Genomic DNA, 25,671 nt, shown 5'->3' on the forward strand with positions numbered 1-25,671 from the left:
AGATGATTGAACATGACACCTGACCCCAGTAGCCTGCCGCTTGCGTTAAAAGTCACTTTTATGGTGCTTGCAATGGTTGGTAACGGCATTGCAGTTTTGATGAACACCGCTATGAACAGCGTAAACAGAAGCAAAATCAGACAAATGGCAACAGAAGAAAATGAAGTAGCAATACGTCTTGGAAATTTGCTTGCTTTACCGACTGATTATCGGTTTACGAACCGGCTGCTTAGTTACATTTTTATCGTTATCGGCGTATATTTTGCACTGGCACTGCCTCAGCACCCAATTCTTTCTGCGCTGGTTTACGTAACAGCGACCATCACTTTTAGTGAGTATTTTACTCGTAAGCTGGCGCAGCAGCACAGTGAATCTATTGCTATGAAGCTTTCCGCACTGCAGAAGTTCTTTGTCATCATATTAAAGCCATTTGTTGTAATATTGACTTTTATTGCAGATGTTTTTCTGAAGATGTTCAGACAGGAAACGAAGATTGAATACAGCGGATATTCCGAAGAGCAGGTAATGTCCATTTTAGAATCAGGGCAACAGAGCGGTGCAATCAAAGAAGAAGGTAAGAAGATGATCAATAGTATCTTCCAGTTTGATGACGAACTTGCCTATGAGATCATGACGCCTCGTACCGATGTGTTTCTTATCGACATCAACGATTCAACCGACGAGTATTTAGATGAGCTGATGGAACTACGCTATTCCAGAATTCCGGTATGTGAAGACGATACAGACAACATTATCGGTATTTTTCACATCAAGGACTATCTCATAAAAGCTAGAGAAACGGGATTTGACAAGGTGGATATTCGCTCTATTTTGCGCAAACCGTATTTTGTCCCTGAAACAAAGAATATCGACGCGCTGTTTTTTGAACTGCAGATTGAAAAGCAGCATATCGCCATTCTCATCGACGAATACGGCGGCTTCAGCGGTATTGTAACCATGGAGGACATCGTCGAAGAAATCGTAGGCGACATCGAAGACGAATATGATGAACAGGGGCACGTCATCAACAAGATAGACGATAATAATTATTATTTAGACGGAAACGTTTATCTCAGTGACCTTTCTGAAGAGATTAATATCAATCTGGAATCTGAAAACAGCGAGACCATCGGAGGCTTTATCATTGATATTCTGGGAGAAATTCCGGAAGAAGGTGATGAAAACAGGGAGGTTGTCTTTGAAAACTACATCTTTACGATTCTCTCCGTAAAGGAGCGTCGTATTGAAAAAGTAAAGCTGCACATTGAAGAGCCTGAAAAGGAAATTTCGGAAGATGAATCAGAAGAATAATAAACCCACCCTTCCGCAAAGCAAAGCTTCGGGTGGGTACCCGGGAACCTTGTTGTACCCGGACAATAAGCTTACAATGGGCATTGTCGCTCATGTGGACGCCGGAAAGACAACTTTGTCTGAAGGCGTCCTTTATCAAAACGGCATTACCAGACAGATGGGAAGAGTGGACCATGGGGATTCTTTCCTCGATACGTTTGTGCTGGAAAAAAACCGCGGCATTACTATTTTCTCTAAGCAGGCAATTTTTCCACTGGGCGATAAGGAGGTCACACTCCTGGACACACCGGGTCATGTAGATTTTTCTGCAGAAATGGAACGAACCCTGCAGGTTCTAGATTATGCTATTCTTTTAATCAGCGGTCCTGACGGTGTGACCGGACAGGTGCTGACCCTATGGGAACTGCTTTCCCGCTACCACGTACCGACTTTTATTTTTATCAATAAAATGGATCAGCAAGGGATGGATTTATCCGCAATTATGGAGGAGGTTCAGGCTCGTTTAAGTGCGCAATGCGTACTGGCGGGCAGCGAGGCTTTCTATGAAAAGGCAGCGCTGTGTGATGAAGCTTTGCTGGAAGCCTATCTGGAAACAGGAAGAATACCAGCGGAATCATGCGCCGGGTTAATCAAAGAGCGAAAGCTGTTTCCATGCTATTACGGCTCTGCACTGAAAATGCAGGGCGTAGATACACTTCTTGAAGGTCTTGCAAATTACACGATCTGTCCAAATTATGGAAGCGATTTTGGTGCTATCATTTATAAAATCAGCAGAGACGAACAGGGCAATCGCCTAACGCATATGAAGATAACCGGCGGTAGCCTTTCTGTGAAGGAACAGATTGGAGAAAGCAAGGTTCATCAGATTCGAATTTATAACGGTAAAAAATATGAGGCAGTGCAGCAAGTGTCTGCTGGTACGGTCTGTGCTGTGACAGGTTTTGCTGACACTTTTTGTGGACAGGGACTGGGCTTTGAACCTGCCGGCATTGAGCCGTATCTGGATACTGTGCTCAGCTATGAGGTGCTGCTGCCGCCCGATTGGGAGCCTCATGAGGCTTATGAGAAATTTTTGCAGCTGTCAGAGGAACTGCCGGAGCTGCATACCTCTTGGAGCGAAGAAAGCAGCTGTCTGCGGATTCGTATGATGGGAGAAATTCAAGGAGAAATCTTAAAGAGTCTCGTCTCTGAACGCTTTGGAAAGTCTATCGAATTTGGAGAAGATACGGTTTTATACAAGGAAACTGTCGCAGATACAGTTGAAGGTGTAGGTCATTTTGAGCCTCTTCGCCACTATGCGGAGGTTCACTTGCTTCTCACGCCGCTTCCTTCCGGCAGCGGTATCGTTGTTGATACAGCTTGCAGTGAGGACACGCTGGACAGAAACTGGCAGCGACTGGTTATGACACATCTGAAGGAGAAAGTTCATACAGGCATTCTGACAAATTCACCTTTGACTGATATGAAAATTACGTTAACCACAGGTCGCGCCCATGTGAAGCACACGGAAGGTGGTGATTTTCGTCAGGCAACCTACAGAGCACTTCGTCACGGTCTCAGAAAAGCCGGCTGCAGACTTTTGGAGCCTTACTATGATTACCGGCTGGAACTGCCGACAGATTTTGTTGGAAGAGCCATGAATGATATTCAGAATATGCACGGAACCTGTGAACCGTCGTCTGCGGCTGGAAAAAACACCGTTTTAACCGGCAGAGCACCAGTTTTTACTATGAAGGACTATCAGAAGGATGTTACTTCCTATAGCAAAGGGCAGGGAAGACTTTACTGCACCTTGGCAGGATATTTTCCATGCCATAACGAAGAAGAGGTCGCACAAGCTGTCGGATATGAAGCCGATCGGGACCTGGAAAATCCCAGCGATTCTATCTTCTGTAAATCCGGCTCTGGTGTTAGTGTCCCTTGGCAGGAAGTTGAACAGTATATGCATCTGCCTCTTTCCTGGCAGCCTGAAAAAATACAGAAAAATGAAGGGTCTGTACGAGGTGGCAGTGAATCTCGCCAGTACAGCGACGAAGAGCTGGAAGCAGTATTTAAGCAGACCTATGGTACAAGTAAAAGAGAAACAAGTCGCTTTAAGAAAAGTGCCAGAATCATTACGGCAGAAAGCGGATTTTCCGGTCCCCGGATTAAAAGCGCCTATAATAACGCTTCTGCAGAGGAAGTGTTGTTGATTGATGGATATAACATGATATTTGCATGGGAAGAGTTAAAGGATATGGCTGCACTGAGTCTTGCAAGTGCCAGAGATTTACTGATTGAAATCCTTGGCAACTATCAGGGCTACAAAGAGAATCGAATCATCGTTGTCTTTGATGGTTACAAGAAACCAGGTAATCCCGGCACCACCCAGACTATTCATAATATGCAGATTATCTACACGAAAGAAGGCGAGACTGCAGACCAGTTTATCGAAAAATTTGTGCTGGAACATGTGAAAAAGCTGCGAATTACAGTTGCGACCTCCGATGGACTAGAGCAGATGATGATATTTGGTCAGGGAGCCCTTCGCATGTCAGCCAGAGAGCTTCGCATGCATATCATGGATACCAATGAAGAAATCAGGCAGAAATTCCTGCATAAGTTCTAAATACTACCATCTATTTGCAAAAAAACACCATTTATCATAAATGTCTTGAAATGGTGTTTCTTTTGTTGTAAAATGAAATGGTATGAGTATTTACATTAAATGTAAAATTTAGAACAAAAAGAGGTGGAAGAGATGGAACAGGCAATCAAAGTAACTCATTTATCGAAGCGATTTAAAGATACTGCTGCCTTATCAGACGTATCCTTTGAAATCAAAAAAGGCGAGATTTTTGGTTATCTTGGACCTTCAGGGGCAGGAAAAACAACGACAATCAAGCTTCTCAGCGGACAGCTTTCTGCTGACAGCGGAGAGATTTCGCTATTTGGCACATCGCCTTTTGATTCTGAAATTCGAGATAGAATTGGTATCATGAGTGATAACAGTGGTCTTTATGATAAGATGACTGTATATGAAAATCTGAAATTATTCGCAGATATTTATCAGGTTTCCAGAGAGAAAATCGATGACGTATTAAAGCGTATCGGTATGGAAGACGCAGTAAAGAAGCCGGTTGAAAAACTTTCAAAGGGTATGCGTCAGCGGCTAATTTTTGCGAGAACCATTCTGCATAATCCAGAGATACTCTTTCTCGATGAACCTACAGCGAATCTTGACCCTGCAACAGCAGAAGAAGTGCGCAGTCTGGTTTTACAGATGAAAGAGCAGGGAACAACAGTATTTTTGACAACGCACAACATGGAAGAGGCCAATGAACTCTGTGACCGCATTGCATTTCTCAATTGTGGGAAAATTATTGAGTGTGGAAGTCCATATGATCTGAAACTGAAATATGCTAAAAAACAAGTAAAAGTTACGACAGCTTCGGAAGAAGTGCTTTTACCGCTGGAAGCGGATAAACTTTCTGCATATCTTGCCGGTGCTGGTGAAATCAAGATGATTCATTCTATCGAACCAAGCCTAAAAGAAGTATTCTTAGCGCTGACAGAAGAAGGGGGGAGAGCATAATGGGAAAGAGAATTAGGATGCATGTACTTCGTACTTTGTTCAAAAAGGATATGAAAGGATGTTTCGGCAATCGAAGCATTCTAATCACACTGCTGCTTCCGGCTGTCTTTGCGTTGCTTTATACATATGTATTATCAGATATTACGGGACTTCCGGCTGATTATGTGCTGCTTCTTTGCAGTGTAATGGAGCTATCTATCATTCCGCTGACCGCGCTTTCCACGATGATTGCAGAAGAAAAGGAAAAGCATACCCTGCGTTCACTGATGATGGCTAATGTATCAGGCGCAGAATTTATCTTGAGCAAGGCTCTTGTATGTTTGCTGCTGCTTATTGTAGAGGGTGTGATTCTATTTTTTGTCTGTGGCGCCGATATGGCGGGATTTGCCGGGTATCTGTTTATTATGATTCTAGCCTCCCTTGCGATTATCTGTTTCGGTGCAGTGGTAGGCATTGCGGCAAAAGACCAAATGTCAGCTGGAACGCTGGGCTCTCCTTTGATGATGCTCATGTTAATGCCGCCGATTTTCGGGCAGTTTAGCGAACTCATTGGAAAGATTGCTAAGCTGTTTCCTACGATGTCACTTTATACAGTGTATCCGTCTGTTGCAGCAGGAGAGTCCCTTGTTCTAGCGGATAACCTCGTTGCAATTGGAGTATGTATTGTATGGATCATCGCAGGTGTCATTCTGTTTCAGAGGATTTATAAGAAAAAGGGCTTGGATGATTAATCGTTCAATTTTGAGTAGTGAGGATTATTTGCCATGGCAAAACGATTTATCATTATACTTTGCATTTTTCTTGCACTTCCTATAGAAACTTTCAGCGCCAGCAGCGATATCGTCAGTACCAGCGATAGCAAATATACCTACAGTGATTTTATAGAGGATCTGAATGCGCTGACCGATAAATATCCGGACAGACTCTCTAAAACTTATCTGGGTAAAACGGCTGATCGCAGAAGTTTGTACTGTGTCGTTCTTGGGAATCCCAAAGCAGAGAAACAGATTTTTGTGACCGCCGGTATCCACGGCAGGGAGTACATTAACAGCCAGCTGGTTATGGGTATGATTGAGTATTATTGTAGAAACTACAAATCAGGTCTTTATTGCGGCGTTTCTTACGAGGAACTTTTTGATTCAGTCAGTATCATCATCGTCCCTATGGCAAATCCTGACGGTATTGCAATCAGTGCCCTTGGACCTGACGCTATCAGAAATGCAACTCTTCGAAAAAAGATCAAGAAAATGCCGAGAACCGGAGCTTATTCCAACTGGCAGGCCAATGCAAGAGGGGTTGATTTAAATAGAAATTACAAGATGTACAGTACATATCCAAGTACAAAGACTTATGCCAGTCAGTATTATCCGGGACCAAAGCGTTTTTCTGAGAATGAAACCCAGAGTATTTTAGCAGCTTTAGAAGACTGCTCCAATGTACAGGCTGTCATCAACTACCATAGTATGGGAGGGGTGATTTACTGGGGCTATCACAACAAAAGCTATAAGAAAAGGTGCTGGAGCTTTGTAAAACTGTTTCGCGTCATGACCGGCTACAGCACCATTGATGAAAGCTACACTAAGGCGACATACGGGGATTTTGAGCATTACATCATGCATGAGTATAAAATTCCTTATGTATGTATCGAAAATGGAATCAGCGGCGTACCCGTTCCAAACAGAGAGTTTTCCTCAATATTTAAAAAGAATAAATTGGGCTTTGCTAAAGCTGCGTATCAGTACAGGTAGTAGGCAGACCTTTGAAAAGACTGTTTTTACTTGAAAGTAGAGGCAGTCTTTTGTGTATTTATTTTTCGTAATTTTTTTATTGTAAACTAATAGGGTTTGGTAGTAATTAGGAGGATTTAGCTATGAAACGAACTACAAAACTTTTACTCATTTGTCTGCCGCTTCTCATGCTGTACAGCTGTAAAAATACAGAACCTGCGGCAACAATCGCTGCGCCGTCTGTCAGTGTGCAAAGCTTTCCGGGATCAGGAAAAATGCTGATTTCGTGGAAGCCTGTTGAAACCATAGAAAATGTAGACGGTTACGGTGTTTTTCGTGCAGACAGCAAAGACAGTGAATTTCAATGTTTGTACGAAACTGATAAAGTCGAAAATACGTTCCTTTATAACTACCTTGATACCGATAGAAAAGTAGGACAAACTTATTTTTACAAGGTAAAGAGTTATCATTTAGATGGTGAAAACAGGGTATACAGCGATACCGAAAGTTCGATTATTTCTGTAAAAGCAGAACCCTCAATTGCTAAAGACCCAGAAAATCCGCTAATGCTGGTAAATAAATCCTGCTGGCTTTCTGAGACCTATGTACCGGCAAATCTGGTTTCGGTCAGTGAATTTGCTGTGAAAGCCATCGATGCAAAGAAAATTGTTCGAGATGCCTATGAAAAACTGTATCATGACGCAGAAAAAGCCGGTTTTGATATCAAAATCGTATCTGCGTATAGAGATTACGCACTACAGGAATATCTGTTTGCTTATTGGTGTGAAGTCGATGGGGAAGAACTGGCTCTAAGACTCAGCGCAAAGCCTGGAAGAAGTGAACATCAGACCGGCTATGCACTGGACGTATCCTGTGAATCTTCCGGTTGGGATCTTCTTGAAAGCTTTGGCAGCACACCTGAAGGAATATGGCTTGCTGAAAACTGTCACAAGTACGGTTTCATTATTCGTTACGAAAAAGATACAGAAGATATTACTGGCTATGCTTATGAACCATGGCATTTAAGATATGTCGGTGAAAAAACTGCAGGAGAAATCAAGTCCCAAGGCATTACCTTAGAAGAATATCTGGGAGCTGGTATAAGATAAAAGGTGATTGGTCGTAAGTGTAATAACTATTCCTAAAATCATAATTTTGGGAATAGTTATGGAAGGTTTATGAACACTTTGCCAAAACCATATCAAAATCCACCTCAAGTTATTAACTCAACATCAGTAAAATCTGTTCTCCAATCATCAATAATTTTATTTTTTTATTTCATCTTATCTTGTTTCATAAAACTTAATTCTAAATAAACCTTCATAGTTTCTGCGTTGCGTTTACATCTACTCACGTAATCACTTATGTTTTTTCTTAGACAAAAAACTCAGGACTTATGTGTAAAGGCACATATAGTCCTGAGTTTCGGAATGTCTTCTACTTAAGAGGAATTGGCGCAGCAGACATTCCTTTATGGGATAAAATTTCTGAGGCTCTAATTTGCGTTTTAAGCGATTTTATCGTGTGTAATCGATATCTTGGTCGACGAAAAAACTCGCTCAAAATGGTGTTTTTTCTAAATATGTCTAAATTCATGAAAGCAAGTTTATTGATATACCGGGACGACGATTTTCTGGCCGGCTGTTAGTTCATCTGCGGTGATTTCGTTAATGTCACAGATATCCTCAACGATTCGGCGTGCGTCTGAACTGGTCGGTCCATATTCTGTGGCGATATCCCAGATGGTGTCGCCGGCTTCAATCTCAACTACGTTATATAAATCCTTGGAGGAACTGTTTGCTGTATTGAAACCCAGTAATGTTCCTGCAATAGTAACAAGACAAAGAATTAAAACTGTCATAAAAAATGTAAATCTGAATTTGGAAGCTACTCTATATTTCTTGGTCATGTGTTCTCACCTCTCTAAACATTTGTTCGTTTTCTATATATTATCAGAATAAATGTTCTTTGTCAAGAGAAAAATAAACAAATGTTCGAAAATGGTATAACAAAAAACGTTCGCTCTGAAAACAGGCTGCGAACGCTTGATTTTCCCTATGAAATTATAAGGACTTTCCAAGAATATAAGCTTTTTCAGGATAGTCGGTCTGCTCGATATCCCCTTTCTCTGCACAGGCTATAGCATAAATTTGCCCTTTATCCTCCCACTTCAGATAGTGTATTGCCTCTTCGTAAACAGCCTGAATTCCTCTCGCCGTGCGAACATCTGTGTCTGCTGCAGTAACCAGCAGTGCAGATGATTTTTGAGCACCGCAGAGCATTTTATCGATACTGTAGAAGCGATCGATGACAGCTTTTATCTGAGAGGTAAACCCGGAATAATATACCGGCGATATGAAGACCACCATATCCGCAGAAAGCAGAGCCGGAATCAGCTCCTGCATATCATCCTCAAATACACAGACTGCGTCTCCTTGTCCACAGGCGTTACAGGCAATACAGCCATTCACTTCTTTCTGTGCAGCGTCAAAGCGATAAATGCTGTGGCCGGCTTCTTCTGCGCCCTTTATAAATGAATCTGCAAGAACAAAAGATGTTCCATTTTCATGAGGGCTTCCAGTTAAGACTACAATTTTCATTAAAACCTCCATTTATTTAGTAACTTTATCATAAAATTTATCAAGATATTGATTGATTTTATCTCTGTAAATGACGCAGAGAACAAATGCGATGACAGCAAAGGCGCCGATTACAGCCATTCCAATATAATGCTGTTTAAAATAGAATGCGCCAATCAAAAGGCTTCCTCCCATGCCGAAGACTCTTCCTGCCATAGAAAATGCCATAAATGCCTTAAATTTCATCTCGGAAACACCAGCAGCGTAGCTGACTACATCTTTCGGCAGCCCCGGAATCAGGTATAAAAGAAAGACTATGATATATGCCCTTTTGCTGTTCAGCCTGTCTATAAAATGGTTGATTCGTTCTTCGCCAAAGAACAGATGTACTGCGTCCTTTCCCAGAAGTCTCGCCAAATAGAAGGAAATCAGTGTGCCGAGAAAAGCACCTATCATGGAAAAAATCAGCCCTGGGATAAATCCGTACAAATATCCGGCGGCAAACTGAAATGCCTGTCCTGGAATCACGCTGATGACGATTTGCACCACCTGAATACCAATGTAGATGAAGATACTTTCAAATTTATATCTCTCCAAATAAGCAAGCACATCGTTAAAAGAACGGAACTGCTCGATAAAATCCCTCTGGCAAAAGATAATGTATAAAGGGATGCCGATTACAATGCCAGAAAGCACCGCCAGCTTTAAAATAGAAAGGATCAGCTTAGTTTTCTTCGCCTTTTTGATATTCTCCTTTACATCATCTTTTGTTTTATGCGCATTTTCTTTCCATGTTTCTTTGTCCATAAATTCCTCAAATCCCTTTTAAATATCTAATAACCCTTTTTTGTAAAGCTGCTGAATTGACTTAATCACGCCAAATTTTGAGTGCTCGTAGGTAAGTCCCCCTTGGAAATACACGATGTATGGCTCACGAATCGGCGCATCGGCGCTGAGCTCAATGGAAGAACCCTGAACAAAAGCGCCCGCGGCCATAACCACATCAGATTCATAACCCGGCATAGCCCAAGGCACAGGTGTTACGTGAGCGTCAATAGGTGCAGCCGCCTGAATTCCTTCGCAGAATGCAACTACAGCCTCTGGCGAACCCAGTTTCACAGACTGAATAATATCGCTGCGACTGTCGGAAACGCCTGGCCTGATTTCAAAACCCAGCATTTCATAAGCCTTTGCGCAGAGCATTGCACCTTTCACTGCCCCGTTTACAACCTTTGGTGCCATAAACAGTCCCTGCAAAATAGCGCGGGTCTGTCCGAAGGTAAGACCGCATTCTGCACCGATTCCCGGACAGGTCATGCGGTAAGAAATCTTGTCAATCAAATCTCTGCGTCCGCAGACATACCCGCCGGTCAAGGCAAGTCCGCCACCCGGATTCTTGATAAGAGAACCCGCTATCACGTCAATTCCAACGTTTGTAGGCTCTTTCACATCGAGGAACTCGCCGTAGCAGTTGTCCGCCATACAGACGATATCCGAATTGATGCCATGAACAAAATCAGCAACTTCTGCAATTTGGTTTACAGTAATTGAATTACGCCAACTATATCCGGTAGCTCGCTGAATGGAAACCATTTTGGTTTTATCTGAAATGGTTTTACCAAGGGTCTCAAGATCAATGGAACCGTCCGGCAGCAAGTCTACCTGTTTATAGGTTACGCCATATTCTTTGAGAGAACCCATGCCTTCACCGCGAATACCGATGACTTCTTCCAGGGTGTCGTAAGGACCACCACTGCAGTAAATCAGCTCATCGCCGGGACGAAGGATGCCCATTAGCGTAATCGCTAGAGCGTGAGTACCGTTTACGATGGTCGGACGAACCAAAGCAGCTTCTGTTCCAAAAATCTCTGCATAGACCTTTTCAACTGCCTCTCTTCCTGGATCATCGTAGCCGTATCCTGTATTCCAAGCAAAGTGCATATCCGCAATTCTGTGATTTTGCAGCGCCGACAGTACTTTATACTGGTTATATGCCATGATATCATCAAGGGTCTGGTAGGAGTCAGCAATCTCCTCCTCTGCCCTGTTTACAAGATTAAGAACCCTTGGGCTGATACCAAATTTTTCGATAAGTAGTTTGTCTGTGTAATTCATCTGTATTCTCCATTTATATTACAATTAAAATTATAAGCCTCTTTTCAGGTTTGTAAATCCCCCTGCATCATTCTTCACAAAACCTTAAGATTTTCGTTGCATTTGTGAAAGAATGATGGCGCAGAAAATCAGTCCGCAACCGAGATATTCTCTGAAAGCCAGCTTTTCCTGAAAGAAAATCATGCCCGCAATCATGGTAAAGACGGTCTCGCTGGAAAGGAGCAGCGACGCCTTTGCAGGCTCCATATAGCGCTGACCGATGACCTGAAAGGTGTAACCCAGCCCGCAGGAGCAAATGCCACCGTAAAGAAGCGGAACTATAGCCGCCTGCACGTCAGCAAGACTTGTATCTTCAAAAAGAAGAGATATTACGCTACATACAATTCCAGTCACAATAAACTGACAAGAGGAAAACTTGACAGGATCTAATTGCTGCACAAAGTGATCCACCATATAAAAGTAAACAGTATAAAACACGGCTGCAAACAACATCATCATATCACCGCGATTAAAAGCGGCACTGCCGCCGTAAAGGCACATGAAATAAAAACCTGTCATTGCAACCACTACTGCAATCCATACTGTCTTTTCTATTTTTCTCCCCAGAAAAACACCGGCAAGGGGTACTAAAATAATATACAGCGCCGTAATAAAACCTGCTTTTCCAATAGTTGTAAACGGAAGCCCCAGCTGCTGTGCAATCGTAAAAGTCATCAGATTGAGGCCGCACACAATGCTGCCGATTACAAGGGTTTTCGGATTGCGTTCCACTTCCCTTTGCGCCGGACTTTTTCTTTTGTCCACAAATAGCCAGAGTGGAATCAGAGATATGCCGCCTAAGAGACAGCGATAACCGGTAAAGGAAAAGGGCTGCAGATTTTCCGTACCTGCTTTTAGGGCAACCATGGCAAAGCCCCAGATGAAAGCAGCCACAAGAAGGAAAACTGCGCCTTTTAAAGTATTCTTATCTGTCACTTTTCGGTCCTCTCCTTTTCCCACTCCATGCCGCTTACCAAATCACGTTTTACATTTTGCTTGTGCTGTGCGTAAAGCTGGGTTGTCGTCACCTGTTCATGATCCAAAAGAGCTGCCACATCGTAAATCGAATTGCCCCTGCCGATTAAGCTGGTCGCAGCCGTCGCTCTCAGCTTATGAGGGCTGTAACCGGCTTTTGATGAAGTCTTTAATGCAATTGCGGTATATTTCTTTACAAGCTCTCGAATCTGTCTGTCAGTCATACGAGTGCCTTGCAGAGAAAGAAATAATGCGTCGCGGTGGTCTTCTAGCAGAGTTTCCTCCTCAGGTCTTTCATTTGCCAGATAGTCCTCCAATACAGCTGTTACCGACTGGTTTAAAGGCATGATGGATTCCTTACCGCGCTTTCTATAAATCTTAAACTCGCCGCGGGAAAAGTTAAAAGACGAGACATTCAGCTGCTGCAGCTCGGAAAGTCTGAGACCATAGGTCAAGAACAACATCAAAATGGCCTTATCCCGCTTTTTTGTTTTTTGCCAATAGGAATAGGCGTGCTTGGTTAGGCCTGTGCCGTTTGTCACAGCGTCCAGCATAATCATGACCTCATCATCCTGCAGCGCTTTAATCTCCCGTTCTCCTGCCTTCGGTACGCGAATCGGGTCAAAGCCGTCGGTAATATTCTTTTCGAGGAGCTGATCCCTGTACAGCTGCTTAAACATTACTGAGACAGAAGATTTTTTCCTCGCCAGTGTCTTATTGTTGTTTTCATAGACGTAAATGTTTTTTTCTGTTTCTACTTTATATTTTCTGCAGTAATCCAGATAGATATTGATGTCAGCGGCTTTTATTTCGGCAAATTCTTTTAAAGTAATCTGTGAGGTCGTCTCCGCCTTTGTCAAATCCGTTTCAGCAATCAGATAATTGCAGAAGAATTTAATATCGTGCAGATAGGCAAGTCTGGACATAGGCAGCACATTCCCTTTTAGATAGATGAAAAATCCGCGTAAAAACTTGGGAAGTTCCGACTCAATGTCTTCGCACTCTTGAAAAATCTGCGCTTCTTTTTTTACGATATTATCCGGTTTGTCACTTTTATTGTGAATTTTTATTTCTTTTCCAGCCATTTAAAGATCTCCTCAAGACAGCTTTCGTCACTGTCATATTCTGAAATGTTAAACCACTGCATATCCTTATATCGTTTAAACCAGGTCAACTGCCTCTTGGCGTAGTGTCTGGTATTTTTCTTGACTAAATCGACAGCCTCTGCTAAATCGTAGCGTCCCTCCAAATAGCCGATAATTTCTTTGTAGCCGATGCCCTTCATGGAAATATCGCTTTCTGTAAGACCTCTTTCCATCAGCCCTTTTACCTCATCACAAAGTCCCTGCTCCATGAGCAAGTCAACTCTCTGATTAATTCTATCATAAAGCTGCTGTCTGTCTCTGGCAAGCCCGATAAGTCTGGCACTGTAATCAGAGGTCAGCTTTAAATCTGACGCAAAGTCCTTTACTTTTTCTCCCAAAGATGCCGCCTCGATGGCGCGGACTACTTTCTTGATGTTGTTGGGGTGTATCCGTTTTGCGGCTTCAGGGTCCGCTTCTTCCAATTTCTTGTGAAGCCAGGCAGGTCCGTAGGTTTCAGCTTCTTTGTAAAGGCTGTCGCGAAATGCCGTATCACCCGGCGGCGCGCTAAAATCCATATCGTAAAGCAGCGCACTCAGATAAAGACCCGTACCGCCTGCAATAACCGGCGTTTTGCCTTTTGCAAAGATTTCCTCGATGGCGCCTTTCGCCAGCTTTTGATATCTTGCTGCTGAAAAAGCCTCCGTCGGCTCAATTTCGTCGACCAGATAGTGTTTCACACGTCTTCGTTCCTCTGCCGTAGGCTTAGCGCTGCCGATGTCCATGTATTTGTAAAGCTGCATGGAGTCGCAGGAAACCACTTCTCCATCCATATGCAGCGCAGTCTCTATGGCATATTTTGTTTTTCCCACTGCGGTAGGTCCGCAGATTACAATGATTTCCCGGTTCATAACATTTATACTCTCTTAAACATCTTCTCTATTTCGTATTTTGAAAGTCTGATAAAGGTCGGTCTACCGTGAGGGCATGAAAACGGATTTTTACATGCGGAAAGCAGTTTGATAAGTGCTTTCATCTCCTCCATGGAGAGGTTGTCGTGAGCCTTTACCGCCGCTTTACAGGATTTTGTAATCAGTTTGTTTATGACAACGGTATTTTGAATCTTTGTCCCATCAGCGACGCTGTCGATAAAGTGTTTCACAAAATCTTCCGCTTCAGAAATAGTCATAAAGGTTGGAATTTCCTTGATAATATAGGAATTCTGCCCGAATTCCTGGACAGCAAATCCCATATCAGAAAGGCAGTCTAGCCAGTCATATTCATTTTCCTTTACAGCCAGAGGTACTTCTAGAAGTATCGGTGTCAGAATAGGCTGGCGCAGCTTTTCTTCCTCCAAATACTCACCGACAAGCTTTTCATAGAATACACGTTCGTGAGCTGCGTGCTGGTCAATCAGATAAAAGTAATTGCCGTCAACAGCCGTGATATAGGTGCCAAATATGGCGCCGGTTAAAGTAAGAACCTCAAAATCAAATGGCTGCATTGCAGGTGTATCAATGGAAAGCACAGGCTTTTCAAGCTCTGTATTTTCAGCTTTCGACTGCGGAAGTTCCGAAAACGCATCGGTTACTTCGTCTGACGGTTTGTTCGCTTCATGGAAGACCTGCGGCATATCATAGGACACTTTTTCTTCGGCAACCTTTAAAGTTTCTCGACGGGTGGATAATATCTGTTTTATGTCTACCCGCGGTTCGGATTTATTTTCAGATTTTTGCTCGTGTTTCTGTTCAGGCTCTGCCTTTGACTTTTGCGGCGGCTCAGGTTCAGAAATTGTAACTTGAGTTTCTACAGGGCGCACGTTCTCCTTTATCGGCGATTTAAAGATGTTTTTGACCTCTGTAACAGCGGCCTTGGCTCCGAGCGCCTGCACAATTCCCTCTGCCACTAAAGCAGTGATATCTTCCTCCTTGTCAAAGCGGACTTCCTTTTTGTTTGGGTGAATGTTGACATCCAGCTTTGCAGGATCTGTCTTGATAAACAAAAATGCAACCGGATATCTGCCGTCAAAAAGTCTTTCTTTATAGCCGGCAGCGACTCCTCTTTCGATGACTTTGCTGGAAACAACCCTTCCGTTGACAAAGAAAATTTGATTTTTCCGATTGGTTCTTGACAGAGATGGTCTTGATATGTAGCCGCTGACCTTACTACCGTCTTTCTCATAAGTAACAGGAACTAAATCCTTGTATTCACTGATTTTATAAACCGCCAGAATAGCAGCCAGCACATCACCTTTTCCGACTGTAGAAAATATGATATTACCGTTATTGATGAAACGAAATTTGACCGCAGGGTAAGCCAGCGCAATCTGGGACATAAAGTCGATAATCTGACCGCTTTCTGCACCATCAGATTTAAGGAATTTGCGTCTGGCAGGAGTATTATAAAACAGATCTGTTACGATAATGGTCGTACCGTCAGGACAGCCAGTTCCACTGTTTGCAATGACTTCGCTGCCGTGGATCAATAGTTTCACGCCCATTTTGGCATCCTTTGTCTTAGTGATAAATTCCGTATGGGTTACTGCGGCGATGCTGGCAAGGGCTTCACCACGAAAGCCTAAGGTTTCGATAGCATCCAGATCTCTTGCTGTAGAAATTTTGCTGGTTGCATGGCGAAGAAAGGCTGTTTCTGCCTCTTCCCGCGGTATACCGCAGCCGTTATCAGTGACACGAATATAGGTTTTTCCACCGTTTTTTATCTCCACTATGATTGAGTCAGCGCCTGCATCAAGGGAATTTTCTACAAGTTCTTTAATAATGGAGACTGGTCTTTCGATGACTTCTCCAGCAGCGATTTTATCAGCGATGTTCTTTTCTAAAACTTTAATCATCGATTGCTTCCTTTAACTCTTCTAAAATACCAATAGCTTGCGAAGGCGTAATTTCCATCAGATTCAGTTTGCGAATCCGGTCTACTACAGGATTTGGTCCTGGGGTAAAAAAGGAAATTTGTTCCTCAACAGAAGCTGCCGCAGGCTCTTTTGCAGCGGTTTGCACATATGTATATGGGGATATTTCTATGCTGCCTGCTTCCAATTGCTCCAGCTTTTTCTGGGCATTTTCAAGAAGCGGACTTGGTACCCCTGCTAGTTTTGCTACATGAATGCCATAGCTTCTGCTGGCAGAGCCGCGCACAATTTTGTGTAAAAATACGATGTTTCCATTTTCTTCTGAAACATCCACATTGAGATTGCAAACCCCCGGTATCTGCTCTTCCAGTGCAGTCAGCTCGTGATAATGGGTCGCAAATAGGGTTCTAATATGGGTGGCTTCATTGCAGAGGTAATCCACAGCAGCCCAAGCGATGGAAAGTCCGTCGTAGGTGCTTGTTCCCCTGCCGATCTCATCGAGAATAATCAGGCTTCGCTCTTTGGAGCAGCTGAGAATATAGGCGAGTTCGCTCATTTCTACAAAGAATGTAGACTGTCCCTGTGCCAGATTATCAGAGGCTCCGATTCTAGTGAAAATCCTATCTACGACACCGATTCTGGCGTACTCACAAGGGACAAAACAACCCGCCTGCGCCATCAGTACAATGAGTGCGGTCTGCCGCATGTAAGTAGATTTACCAGCCATATTAGGTCCGGTGATGACCAGCATACTGGTGTCTGTGTTGTTCAAATAGGTATCGTTAGATACAAACATGCCGTCTGTAATCATCTGTTCGATAACCGGGTGTCTGCCTTTTTCGATCTGCAGTTCAAAACTTTCGTCGATAATTGGCTTTACATAGCCCAGCTTATTGCTGACATTAGCAAAACTGCAAAGGACATCCAGCTGCGCAATAGCCTGGGAGGTTTGCTGAATTTCTCTGATAAAGGCTTGAATTTTATTTCTGATTTCTGTAAAAAGTTCATATTCCAGCTGGTTAATTTTCGTCTCCGCATTGAGAACCAGATTTTCCATTTCCTTCAGCTCCGGCGTGATGTAACGCTCATTATTGACAAGGGTCTGTTTGCGGATATAGTCCTCGGGAACCAGCGCAGCATTGGCTTTCGTTACGTCAATATAATAACCGAAAACCTTATTAAAACCGACCTTTAAGGTACGAATGCCCGTTCGTTCTCTCTCAGTATTTTCTAAATTTGCAATCCACTGTTTGCCGTCTTTGATGGAAAACTTGATATCGTCAAGTTCTTTGGAATAGCCTTCTTTAATCAGCCCCCCTTCTTTGATGGCAAATGGCGCATCTTCTCTGATGGCGCTTTCTATCAGGGTATAGATTTCTTCTAAATCATAAATCTGAGCAGAAAGCTGCTGCAACAAGGCTGAATCTACGTACTGCAGGCTGTCTTTAATTTCAGGCAGCACAAAGACCGAGCTTTTCAGTGCAATCATGTCCTTGCCGTTGGCATTGCCCGACGCGATTCTTCCGGCAAGCCGCTCAAAGTCATAGACCTGTTTCAGCGCTTCGCGCAGGTTATTTTCCAAAATTGGCTGCTCGGAAAGTTCCGATACTGCGTCGAGGCGCAGATTGATTTCGGCGGCATTGTTCAAAGGTTCCCTCAGCCACTGTTTCAGTTTACGGCATCCCATAGCCGTTGCCGTCTTGTCCAAAACGCCCAGGAGCGAGCCCTGAACTCTTTTATCGTATAATGTCTCTGTAATTTCAAGGTTTCTGAGTGTCGCCTTGTCGAGAGACATGTGTTTTCCTATTTCATAAAATCTGCACTGAGTCAGCTGTGAAAGGTTTTGCTTCTGGGTTTCCAGCAGATATGAAAGCAGCGCCCCAAGAGACAGTACGCACAAGTCTCTTCCCGAAAGTCCTAAACTTGTCAGCGAAACCTGGCTGAATTGAGCCTTAATTGCGTCCTCAGCGGCTTTTTGCGCATAGTAGGATTCATTCCTTGCAAAGACAAAAGCGCCAGTGACAGCTTTGATTTCGTCACAGTCTATGATGGACTGTGCACCTTCGTTTATCATGATTTCTTTTGCATCGATTTTGGCAAGCTCATTGAGCATATTCTGTGCAAAATTTAGTCCGGAAAGTTCTTCTGTTGTATAAAGCTCACCTGTTGAAATATCACAGTAAGAAATGGACATACCCTTCTTGTCCAAATATACCGAAGCCAGATAGTTATTTTCGTTTTCCTTCAGCATGGTCTGTGAAGTCACCGTGCCTGGTGTAACAATCTGTATAACCTCACGTTTTACAATACCTTTAGCGGCAGCAGGATCTTCCACCTGTTCGCAGATGGCTACTTTGTATCCTTTTTCTACAAGACGAGCGATATAGGTATCAGCAGAGTGAAACGGCACGCCGCACATAGGAGCTCGCTCCTCCTGCCCGCAGTTTTTGCCGGTTAAAGTCAGCTCCAGTTCTCTGGACGCAAGTTTGGCGTCGTCGAAGAACATCTCATAAAAATCGCCCAATCTAAAAAAGAGAATACAATCCTGATATTCTGCCTTAATTTCTAAATATTGCTGCATCATTGGTGATAGCTTGTTTTTTGCCATGAAAGTATTACTCCTTTTTTATAGTTCATTTCTTCTAAAAATAGTCCGAAAATGTATAGAGGAGATTGTCCATACAGTCCGGTTTCGTCGTCGGCAAGCAGCGCACCTGTGTTAGACTTATAAAATCGTTCCAGCGCCTGCTCCTCAGTTATTTGAAATTCCTTTGCAATCATCTCTACGATGAGCAGAAAGTTTGAAAAGATAGCTTACTCATAAAATTTCTCCGAATATCCATTTAGTTTTTCAAAATATAAATCCTCTGCCAAATACTGATCGCTCATGCAGTGCATATCGGAAACGCCTTCACTTAGAAGCTCATAAGTCTTTGAATGATAAAAAAACGATAATGCTTCACGCTTTGTTATATTTGAAAGTGCTGCAAAGCGGCTGATAACACGGGCGTATTTCATCTGCAGCAAAATGGGATTTGCATTCATATCGAATCACTCCTTTCAAATTTCAAGCATTTTTCTATCATATCTTGACTTCTAAAACAAATTTGCAGGTTTGGATCCTCAAATTTCAGCCGTTTCAGAGCTTCAGTTTTGTCGATTAAACCATCGAAATACAGCTCTATCGTATTGAATACTTTATCGTTGGCAACACCGCCGATTACCATATCATAGTCGGTCTTGTCCTGACCGTTTCTGCACGCCAAAACAAAATCCAACCAGGATTCAGAGTAACTTTCAAATCTCAATATCTTGAATTGATGACTTTCTAACTCACAAAACTGATACTGGTTGAGAATGGCCTGCTGGTCACGCCGCTTAAATTTTTGACACCAGTTTTCAGCCTGTGCCAGAATCGGTGTCGTATAAAACCCTTTTCCAAAATCTACATTCAATCTAGAAAACTGAATATCGGGGTATTTAATTTCTGTATTAGAACCATGGTATAAAATCATATTTTTATTCCTTTTTCGTTCAGGAGCGACAGAATGTCTTCTAAAATATATTCTTTGCTCTGGGTATGAAGAATCGGATAATTTGGGATAATGTAACTATAAAGAATATCGCTGTCTTCCGTAAAAGCCTTAAATATCCTCTGGCTGCCTACACTTAGTTTCTTTTCCAGATTCTCAACACAAAATACAGCAAATTCAAGTTCCTCTTGGCTGATGTCATGTTCTTTTTCTCTAGACGCCATTTCCTCATCTCCATTTCCTATAATACTTAATTATACCAAAAAACACGCTATAATAAAAGTCAAAATCCGGTTTTTGTTTCGTACATACGAATCTCGGCCCCATCGTCTTCTTTGATGATTCCATAGAACGCCCAGCCGCATTTCTCGTAGAATTCAGTATGATCTGTGATGAGATATAGTTTGTCAAAACCTGCTGCTTGGGTTTCTTTTCTCGCAAAATCCATCAGCTTTTTCGCTAAACCTTGTTTTCGATAGGGCGGTTCAACAAACAGCGCGCACAGGTTTGGAGTTAAATCCTTTCTCTGATGAAAGTCATTTTCGATGATACCTGCGCCGGCAATAGTACTCTCTTTCTCATCTAAAATAACAAACCATTTCGGAATTCCGACAGGATTACCAATATATGCTTTCATACTTTCCATGTATGCTTCTAAAGGCACGCCCCATTTGTCCGAAAACCAAGAGGCAGCTTCGACTAAAAGCTGTGGATTATCGCAAATTGTTTTGATTTCCATTTATATACACTACCTTCCATTTAAAACAAAAGGGACACAGAATTATCCATGCCCCTTGCTTATCTTTTTTATCAACATTGACAAAATCAAAATATTTTTCGTTTTTTGTCAATAAATCAGGTAAAAACACCTCAATTTCCCTCAATTTTCTCGAAGTTTTTGACAGAATTGACAAGAATCTTAGAATCTGTCAATTTTAGCAATGTTTTAACCCGATTTCTTTGACAGAATTGACTAAATCATGATTTTTTGTCAATTTTGTCAAGGCAGCCGCTGAGTCGATGCACAAACTTCTCGGATTACAATGTTCCACAGCTTATGCAGATTCTGCAGCTTGGTACTCTCGCAGTGCTTATCTCTTGTTATAAGCCTCGATTCCCAATCTGATCAGCTCTACGCCTCTTCTCATATCTGCCTGATTCAGCACGTATGCGATACGCATTTCATCTTTACCAAGACCTGGTGTTGCATAGAAACCTTCAGCAGGTGCAAACATAACAGTTTCACCGTTATCTTCAAACTCAGTCAGAAGGAACATCAGGAAGTCTTCTACACTGTCCACAGGAAGTTTTGCAGTCATATAGAATGCGCCGCCAGGCTTTCTGCAAACAACGCCAGGAATCTTCATCAGTTCTTCGTATACGACGTCTCTTCTTCCGCAGTATTCAGCTTTTACTTCATCGTAGTAAGAAGCTGGCAGTTTAAACAGTGCAGCAGCGCCAACCTGGTCAACGGTGGATACGCAAAGTCTGCCCTGTGCAATCTTCATCACGCTCTGCATAAATTCCTGATTCTTGGAAACCAGCAGACCGATTCTTGCGCCGCAAGCGGAGAATCTCTTGGAAACGGAGTCAATGATGATAACTCTGTCTTCTACGTCCTTGACCTGACCGAAGGAAACGGCTTCTCTTCCGTCATAAGCAAATTCTCTGTATACTTCGTCCGCGATAATCCACAGGTCGTGTTCCTTTGCGATATCGCCGATCAACTGCATTTCTTCTTTAGTAAGTACAGTACCGGTTGGATTACCTGGGTTAATGCAGCAGATAGCCTTCGTTTTTTCTGTAATCAGCGGTTCAATCTGCTCTCTCTTTGCATAATGATAGCCTTCCTCTGCTTTTGTAGTAATAGGAACAACCTTACCGCCTGCAGAAGTAGCAAATGTATGGTAGTTGGTATAGAACGGTTCTGCGATGAGAACTTCGTCACCTTCATTGAGCAGTGCCAGGAAAGTCATGGTCAGTGCTTCAGAACCACCGGTTGTAACAATCATATCGTTTCTGCCGATTTCCATACCGTAAGTTTTGAAGTAATCAGATACAGCGTCCTGCAGTTCAGTAATACCGCCGGATTCAGCATAAGCGATTACTTTGTTTTCATAAGCTCTGATTGCATCCATAAAGCATGCCGGTGTTTCTACGTCCGGCTGACCGATGTTCAGGTGATAAACTTTCTTACCTGCGTCCTTTGCTTTCTGTGCAATCGGGTTGAATTTTCTGATTGGTGAAAACTGCATTGCTTCCACTTTGTTTGATAATTTCATTTCTCTCGATCTCCTTGTTTTCCTAAAAAATATACGTGCTTATTCTAACTCTGCATGAGAGTTTTCAACCACTTCTTGTATACATGATACATTATAACACATTTCCCTTGATTTGGAAAGATGTAAAAGATATTCTATATTACCTTTTGCGCCGGTAACCGGAGAAAATGTCAAACCATGGGCATATAGACCGTTAGCCTCCCCATAAGAAATCACATTTTCGATGACTTCTCTGTGAACATTTCGATCTCTGACAATACCTTTTTTGCCAACCTGCTCTCTTCCGGCTTCAAACTGCGGCTTTACGAGGCAGACGATCTCCCCGTCATCTGCAAGAACAGCAGCCGCCACAGGAAAAATCAACCGCAGAGAAATAAATGACACATCAATACTGATAAAATTGATAGGTTCTGCAATCAAATCGGTATCCAGATAGCGGACGTTACATTTTTCCATATTGACGACTCTCTCGTCATTTCGAAGTTTCCAGTCCAGCTGTCCATAGCCCACATCGATGGCATAAACTTTGGAAGCACCGTTTTGCAGCATGCAGTCGGTAAAGCCGCCAGTGGAGGCACCGATGTCCATGCAGACTGCCCCATTAAGTTGCAGATTAAAATGCCCCATAGACTTTTCAAGTTTCAAGCCGCCTCTGCTCACATAAGGACAGAGATTCTCTTTTACGAAAATCTCTGCCTCCGTATCTACCTGATTTCCCGCTTTATCGCTGCGCTGTCCATCGACATAGACAATCCCTGCCATGATGGCAGCTTTTGCCCGCTCGCGGGACTGATAATATCCTTTTTTTACTAATAAAATATCAAGCCTTTCTTTCAAGGTGTTCACAAATCCTTTCTGCAATGGACGCCGTATCAAGTCCGTACTTATGATACAAATCGTCACAGCTACCATGTTCTATAAACTGGGCAGGCCATCCAAAACTGAGTACATCACTGCACCCTGTCTCTGCCCGAAATCCTTCGCCAAAGCCTCCGGCAAGGAGATTATCTTCTAAGGTTACAATTGTTTTATTTTTTTCAAGGCAAGACAAATCCATCGGCTTTACACAGCCTACTTCGATGATGCCTGCTTCAATTCCTTTCTCCAAAAGAACCACCCGGACCTCCTCTGCAACAGTGGTCATCTTCCCCACTGCCCAGATATCAACGTCTTTACCTTTTGTCTTGCGTCGGTTTTCTCCGGCATACGGCATCAGATTTGCAGTATCAAAGTCGCAGACGCCTCTCGGATAGCGAATTGCTACAGGTGTACCAAGGGAGAGTGCATAACTCAGCATAGTGCAAAGCTGAGTACCGTCTCTTGGAGTCAACACGGTCATATTTGGAATCGATCTCAAATATGAAAGGTCGAAAACACCATGGTGTGTTTCTCCGTCCGCGCCTACAATCCCTGCCCTGTCGATGGCAAAGACTACTGGCAGTTTCTGCAGACAGACATCCTCAATAATCTGATCGTACCCTCTTTGCAAGAAAGAGGAATAGATGGCAACCACCGGCTTCATACCGGCTTTTGCAAGACCTGCTGCAAAAGTTACGCCATGAGCTTCTGCGATACCTACATCAAAAAATCTGGTCGGATACCGCTTTGCAAAAGCCCCGAGACCTGTAGCATCACACATGGCAGCAGAAATAGCAACAATTCGTTCGTCTTCCTCAGCAAGCCCCACTAAAGCACTGCCAAAGACTTTGGAGTAGGTTCGCTCTGCCTGCTGCAGAGCAGCGCCGGTTTCCGGATTGAAAGGTCCGATTCCGTGAAATTTATTGGGATTAATTTCCGCCGTCCGATAGCCTTTTCCTTTTTTTGTTATAATATGGATGAAAACTGGGCCGTCAATATTCTTTGCGATCTGCAGCACATCTAAAAGTTCCTCCAGATTATGTCCGTCCACCGGTCCCAAATAGGTAAATCCCAGTTCTTCAAAGATGACGCCCCCTGACAGCAACGCATATTTTAACCTGTCCTTTGCATGCGCCAAATTGGAACTGATATCGTTTCCGATGACAGGAATGCTGCCCAGTGCTTTCTTGATAGCTTTTTTTGCATGAAGATAACTGTTAGAGGTCCGAAGCTTCGACAGATGCTGCGATACGCCGCCAATGTTTCTTGAAATAGACATGCCGTTGTCATTGAGCACCACAATCATTTTGGACTTAGAAGCCCCTACATTGTTCAATGCTTCATATGCCATACCGCCGGTGAGAGAACCATCACCGATGACTGCAATGACTTCATGGTCTTCGCCTTTTAGATCTCTCGCAGCAGCCATGCCCGCAGCAGCGGAAATTGAGGTACTGGAATGTCCAGTCTCATACACGTCGTGAACACTTTCCTTAGTCTTTGGAAATCCGCTGATTCCGCCCATCTGGCGCAAATGGTCGAATTCTGAAGCTCGTCCGGTTAAAATTTTGTGTACGTAGGACTGGTGCCCTACATCCCAAATAATTTTGTCCTTCGGGCTGTCAAAGACCTTGTGCAAAGCAATCGTTAGTTCCACTACGCCAAGATTGGAGGCCAAATGGCCTCCTGTCTTTGATACCTTATCTAATAAAAAATCCCGTATAGCATAACTCAAAAGAGACAGCTCATCCTTGTCCATCTTTTTCAGGTCGTCCGGAAACTGATACTGTTCCAGTTCATTACTCATTCAAATTCTCCGTTTTATCCTTTATTTTGTGCGGTTTTCCAGTCTCAAAACCAAATCTCTGAAAAACTCCGCATTGTCGTAATATTTTTCAATGGATTCCACAGCGTTTATGGTCAATTCTTTGAGGCGCTGCTCTGAAGCCTCCATGCCGTTTAAGGCAACATAGGTAATTTTTTCACATTCTGCGTCTTTTCCGGTGTTTTTGCCCAGTTCTTCTACATTGCCTTTGATGTCTAAAATATCGTCGGCAATCTGGTAAGCAAGCCCCAGATTCTCCGCATAGCAGGTCAAATCTTTCATCATCTCTTCGTCAGCGCCGCCAAGGTAAAGTCCTGCTCTGATGGCTGCTACAATCAGGGCTCCTGTTTTATTGATGTGAATGTATTCCAGCATTTCGTTGGAGCATTGTTTGTGTTCGGAGTCTATATCCGAAGCCTGCCCTGCGACCATGCCCTGCACGCCGGAGTGCTTGACGATGGTGTAGGATGCGTTGATACGTTTTTTTAACTCCTTCATATTATCAAAGAACAAGAACATGTCCTTGCTCATAATTTCAAAAGCAGTGGTCAGAAGACCGTCCCCGGCAAGTACCGCAATGCCGTCGCCAAAGACCTTGTGATTGGTCGGAATGCCGCGGCGTAAATCATCGTTATCCATAGCCGGCAAATCGTCATGAATTAAGGAATAGGTGTGAATGTACTCGATAGCGCAGGCATAAGGCAATGCGTCTTTTGCGTTTCCACCTGCAAACTCACAGGCAGCTAAAAGCAGCACAGACCGTATCCGCTTTCCGCCAGCCATCAAGGAATACTTCATTGAGTCATAGAGAACGCTGCTCTTGGTGTCAATGCTCGGCATAAAATCCAATAGGTATTCATTAATCATTTCTTTGTATTCATCATAATTTTCTCGCATCATGG

At 43.2% G+C, this 25,671-nt stretch carries 23 protein-coding genes; 6 read left to right on the forward strand and 17 right to left on the reverse strand.

The genetic code is table 11. The features are described from left to right. Positions 1 to 12 precede the first annotated feature (12 nt). From V1225_RS09750 to V1225_RS09775, 6 genes are all read left to right on the forward strand, one after another. Positions 13 to 1,311 carry a hemolysin family protein gene (locus V1225_RS09750; protein ID WP_251616396.1) on the forward strand — a complete coding sequence of 433 codons (1,299 nt, stop codon included), beginning with the start codon at positions 13 to 15 and terminating at the stop codon, positions 1,309 to 1,311. Continuing rightward, the gene (locus tag V1225_RS09755; protein WP_338546287.1) at positions 1,295 to 3,919 is read left to right on the forward strand and encodes a translation factor GTPase family protein; all 2,625 of its coding nucleotides are present in this window, start codon (positions 1,295 to 1,297) and stop codon (positions 3,917 to 3,919) included. Before V1225_RS09750 ends, V1225_RS09755 begins: the two co-directional genes overlap by 17 nt. Positions 3,920 to 4,051: 132 nt before the next feature. Continuing rightward, complete coding sequence (locus V1225_RS09760; RefSeq protein ID WP_160201446.1) at positions 4,052 to 4,885, forward strand: ABC transporter ATP-binding protein; 834 nt, start codon at positions 4,052 to 4,054, stop codon at positions 4,883 to 4,885. Next, entirely contained in the window at positions 4,885 to 5,616 is a 732-nt protein-coding gene (locus V1225_RS09765; protein WP_202620401.1) for an ABC transporter permease, read from the forward strand. The genes V1225_RS09760 and V1225_RS09765 overlap by 1 nt, the downstream gene beginning before the upstream one ends. Before the next feature lie 33 nt (positions 5,617 to 5,649). Continuing rightward, positions 5,650 to 6,633 carry a M14 family zinc carboxypeptidase gene (locus V1225_RS09770; RefSeq protein ID WP_160201445.1) on the forward strand — a complete coding sequence of 328 codons (984 nt, stop codon included), beginning with the start codon at positions 5,650 to 5,652 and terminating at the stop codon, positions 6,631 to 6,633. Positions 6,634 to 6,755: 122 nt separating this feature from the next. Further along, entirely contained in the window at positions 6,756 to 7,721 is a 966-nt protein-coding gene (locus tag V1225_RS09775) for a M15 family metallopeptidase (protein WP_338546290.1), read from the forward strand. A 497-nt stretch (positions 7,722 to 8,218) separates the two neighbouring features. Here the strand turns inward: V1225_RS09775 and V1225_RS09780 are convergent, their stop codons facing one another. From V1225_RS09780 to V1225_RS09860, 17 genes are all read right to left on the reverse strand, one after another. After that, positions 8,219 to 8,521: a LysM peptidoglycan-binding domain-containing protein gene (locus V1225_RS09780; protein WP_251630365.1), complete on the reverse strand. Its 303-nt coding sequence runs from the start codon at positions 8,519 to 8,521 to the stop codon at positions 8,219 to 8,221. Between the two features lie 154 nt (positions 8,522 to 8,675). Beyond that, the gene (locus V1225_RS09785; RefSeq protein ID WP_160201442.1) at positions 8,676 to 9,212 is read right to left on the reverse strand and encodes a flavodoxin family protein; all 537 of its coding nucleotides are present in this window, start codon (positions 9,210 to 9,212) and stop codon (positions 8,676 to 8,678) included. Between the two features lie 12 nt (positions 9,213 to 9,224). Next, on the reverse strand, positions 9,225 to 9,998 hold the full coding sequence (locus V1225_RS09790; RefSeq protein WP_160201441.1) for a VTT domain-containing protein: 774 nt from the start codon (positions 9,996 to 9,998) through the stop codon (positions 9,225 to 9,227). 18 nt (positions 9,999 to 10,016) lie between these two features. After that, positions 10,017 to 11,306, reverse strand: a complete 1,290-nt coding sequence (locus tag V1225_RS09795; protein WP_160201440.1) for a methionine gamma-lyase family protein — start codon at positions 11,304 to 11,306, stop codon at positions 10,017 to 10,019. An 84-nt stretch (positions 11,307 to 11,390) separates the two neighbouring features. After that, complete coding sequence (locus V1225_RS09800) at positions 11,391 to 12,281, reverse strand: DMT family transporter (RefSeq protein ID WP_160201439.1); 891 nt, start codon at positions 12,279 to 12,281, stop codon at positions 11,391 to 11,393. Continuing rightward, positions 12,278 to 13,405, reverse strand: coding sequence for a tyrosine-type recombinase/integrase (locus tag V1225_RS09805; RefSeq protein WP_160201438.1), 1,128 nt, complete (start codon positions 13,403 to 13,405; stop codon positions 12,278 to 12,280). The genes V1225_RS09800 and V1225_RS09805 overlap by 4 nt, the downstream gene beginning before the upstream one ends. After that, entirely contained in the window at positions 13,387 to 14,313 is a 927-nt protein-coding gene (miaA, locus tag V1225_RS09810) for a tRNA (adenosine(37)-N6)-dimethylallyltransferase MiaA (RefSeq protein WP_251630368.1), read from the reverse strand. Before miaA ends, V1225_RS09805 begins: the two co-directional genes overlap by 19 nt. A gap of 5 nt (positions 14,314 to 14,318) precedes the next feature. Then, the gene (gene mutL, locus V1225_RS09815; RefSeq protein WP_160201436.1) at positions 14,319 to 16,253 is read right to left on the reverse strand and encodes a DNA mismatch repair endonuclease MutL; all 1,935 of its coding nucleotides are present in this window, start codon (positions 16,251 to 16,253) and stop codon (positions 14,319 to 14,321) included. Next, positions 16,246 to 18,879, reverse strand: coding sequence for a DNA mismatch repair protein MutS (gene mutS / locus V1225_RS09820; protein ID WP_338546292.1), 2,634 nt, complete (start codon positions 18,877 to 18,879; stop codon positions 16,246 to 16,248). The genes mutL and mutS overlap by 8 nt, the downstream gene beginning before the upstream one ends. A 206-nt stretch (positions 18,880 to 19,085) precedes the next feature. After that, complete coding sequence (locus V1225_RS09825; RefSeq protein WP_160201435.1) at positions 19,086 to 19,316, reverse strand: DUF3791 domain-containing protein; 231 nt, start codon at positions 19,314 to 19,316, stop codon at positions 19,086 to 19,088. After that, the gene (locus tag V1225_RS09830) at positions 19,313 to 19,786 is read right to left on the reverse strand and encodes a DUF3990 domain-containing protein (protein WP_160201434.1); all 474 of its coding nucleotides are present in this window, start codon (positions 19,784 to 19,786) and stop codon (positions 19,313 to 19,315) included. Before V1225_RS09830 ends, V1225_RS09825 begins: the two co-directional genes overlap by 4 nt. Further along, positions 19,783 to 20,028, reverse strand: a complete 246-nt coding sequence (locus V1225_RS09835; protein ID WP_160201433.1) for a DUF3791 domain-containing protein — start codon at positions 20,026 to 20,028, stop codon at positions 19,783 to 19,785. The genes V1225_RS09830 and V1225_RS09835 overlap by 4 nt, the downstream gene beginning before the upstream one ends. 59 nt (positions 20,029 to 20,087) lie before the next feature. Beyond that, positions 20,088 to 20,543 (reverse strand): GNAT family N-acetyltransferase, encoded by a 456-nt coding sequence (locus tag V1225_RS09840; RefSeq protein WP_161908506.1) that lies wholly within the window; start codon positions 20,541 to 20,543, stop codon positions 20,088 to 20,090. A gap of 352 nt (positions 20,544 to 20,895) precedes the next feature. Next, a complete protein-coding gene (locus V1225_RS09845) occupies positions 20,896 to 22,086 on the reverse strand; it encodes a pyridoxal phosphate-dependent aminotransferase (protein ID WP_160201431.1) in 1,191 nt (396 codons plus the stop codon). 39 nt (positions 22,087 to 22,125) lie between these two features. Next, positions 22,126 to 22,923, reverse strand: coding sequence for a TlyA family RNA methyltransferase (locus tag V1225_RS09850; RefSeq protein WP_251630514.1), 798 nt, complete (start codon positions 22,921 to 22,923; stop codon positions 22,126 to 22,128). After that, positions 22,907 to 24,751 carry a 1-deoxy-D-xylulose-5-phosphate synthase gene (dxs, locus tag V1225_RS09855; protein ID WP_161908504.1) on the reverse strand — a complete coding sequence of 615 codons (1,845 nt, stop codon included), beginning with the start codon at positions 24,749 to 24,751 and terminating at the stop codon, positions 22,907 to 22,909. Before dxs ends, V1225_RS09850 begins: the two co-directional genes overlap by 17 nt. A gap of 21 nt (positions 24,752 to 24,772) precedes the next feature. Continuing rightward, a complete protein-coding gene (locus V1225_RS09860; protein ID WP_243151181.1) occupies positions 24,773 to 25,669 on the reverse strand; it encodes a polyprenyl synthetase family protein in 897 nt (298 codons plus the stop codon). Between the last annotated feature and the right edge of the window lie 2 nt (positions 25,670 to 25,671).

The sequence above is a fragment of the Emergencia sp. JLR.KK010 genome (genome assembly GCF_037018265.1).
GTDB classification, from domain to species: Bacteria; Bacillota; Clostridia; order Peptostreptococcales; family Anaerovoracaceae; genus Senimuribacter; species Senimuribacter intestinalis.

Excerpts from the sequence above, each read along its gene's own strand:
- V1225_RS09785 (WP_160201442.1), bottom strand. The coding sequence starts at position 9,212 with ATGAAAATTGTAGTCTTAACTGGAAGCCCTCATGAAAATGGAACATCT.
- V1225_RS09790 (WP_160201441.1), bottom strand. The coding sequence starts at position 9,998 with ATGGACAAAGAAACATGGAAAGAAAATGCGCATAAAACAAAAGATGAT.
- miaA (WP_251630368.1), bottom strand. The coding sequence starts at position 14,313 with ATGAACCGGGAAATCATTGTAATCTGCGGACCTACCGCAGTGGGAAAA.
- mutL (WP_160201436.1), bottom strand. The coding sequence starts at position 16,253 with ATGATTAAAGTTTTAGAAAAGAACATCGCTGATAAAATCGCTGCTGGA.
- V1225_RS09830 (WP_160201434.1), bottom strand. The coding sequence starts at position 19,786 with ATGATTTTATACCATGGTTCTAATACAGAAATTAAATACCCCGATATT.
- V1225_RS09780 (WP_251630365.1), bottom strand. The coding sequence starts at position 8,521 with ATGACCAAGAAATATAGAGTAGCTTCCAAATTCAGATTTACATTTTTT.
- V1225_RS09860 (WP_243151181.1), bottom strand. The coding sequence starts at position 25,669 with ATGATGCGAGAAAATTATGATGAATACAAAGAAATGATTAATGAATAC.
- V1225_RS09845 (WP_160201431.1), bottom strand. The coding sequence starts at position 22,086 with ATGAAATTATCAAACAAAGTGGAAGCAATGCAGTTTTCACCAATCAGA.
- V1225_RS09770 (WP_160201445.1), top strand. The coding sequence starts at position 5,650 with ATGGCAAAACGATTTATCATTATACTTTGCATTTTTCTTGCACTTCCT.
- dxs (WP_161908504.1), bottom strand. The coding sequence starts at position 24,751 with ATGAGTAATGAACTGGAACAGTATCAGTTTCCGGACGACCTGAAAAAG.
- V1225_RS09835 (WP_160201433.1), bottom strand. The coding sequence starts at position 20,028 with ATGGCGTCTAGAGAAAAAGAACATGACATCAGCCAAGAGGAACTTGAA.
- mutS (WP_338546292.1), bottom strand. The coding sequence starts at position 18,879 with ATGGCAAAAAACAAGCTATCACCAATGATGCAGCAATATTTAGAAATT.
- V1225_RS09825 (WP_160201435.1), bottom strand. The coding sequence starts at position 19,316 with ATGAATGCAAATCCCATTTTGCTGCAGATGAAATACGCCCGTGTTATC.
- V1225_RS09765 (WP_202620401.1), top strand. The coding sequence starts at position 4,885 with ATGGGAAAGAGAATTAGGATGCATGTACTTCGTACTTTGTTCAAAAAG.
- V1225_RS09750 (WP_251616396.1), top strand. The coding sequence starts at position 13 with ATGACACCTGACCCCAGTAGCCTGCCGCTTGCGTTAAAAGTCACTTTT.
- V1225_RS09795 (WP_160201440.1), bottom strand. The coding sequence starts at position 11,306 with ATGAATTACACAGACAAACTACTTATCGAAAAATTTGGTATCAGCCCA.
- V1225_RS09755 (WP_338546287.1), top strand. The coding sequence starts at position 1,295 with ATGAATCAGAAGAATAATAAACCCACCCTTCCGCAAAGCAAAGCTTCG.
- V1225_RS09805 (WP_160201438.1), bottom strand. The coding sequence starts at position 13,405 with ATGGCTGGAAAAGAAATAAAAATTCACAATAAAAGTGACAAACCGGAT.
- V1225_RS09760 (WP_160201446.1), top strand. The coding sequence starts at position 4,052 with ATGGAACAGGCAATCAAAGTAACTCATTTATCGAAGCGATTTAAAGAT.
- V1225_RS09840 (WP_161908506.1), bottom strand. The coding sequence starts at position 20,543 with ATGGAAATCAAAACAATTTGCGATAATCCACAGCTTTTAGTCGAAGCT.
- V1225_RS09775 (WP_338546290.1), top strand. The coding sequence starts at position 6,756 with ATGAAACGAACTACAAAACTTTTACTCATTTGTCTGCCGCTTCTCATG.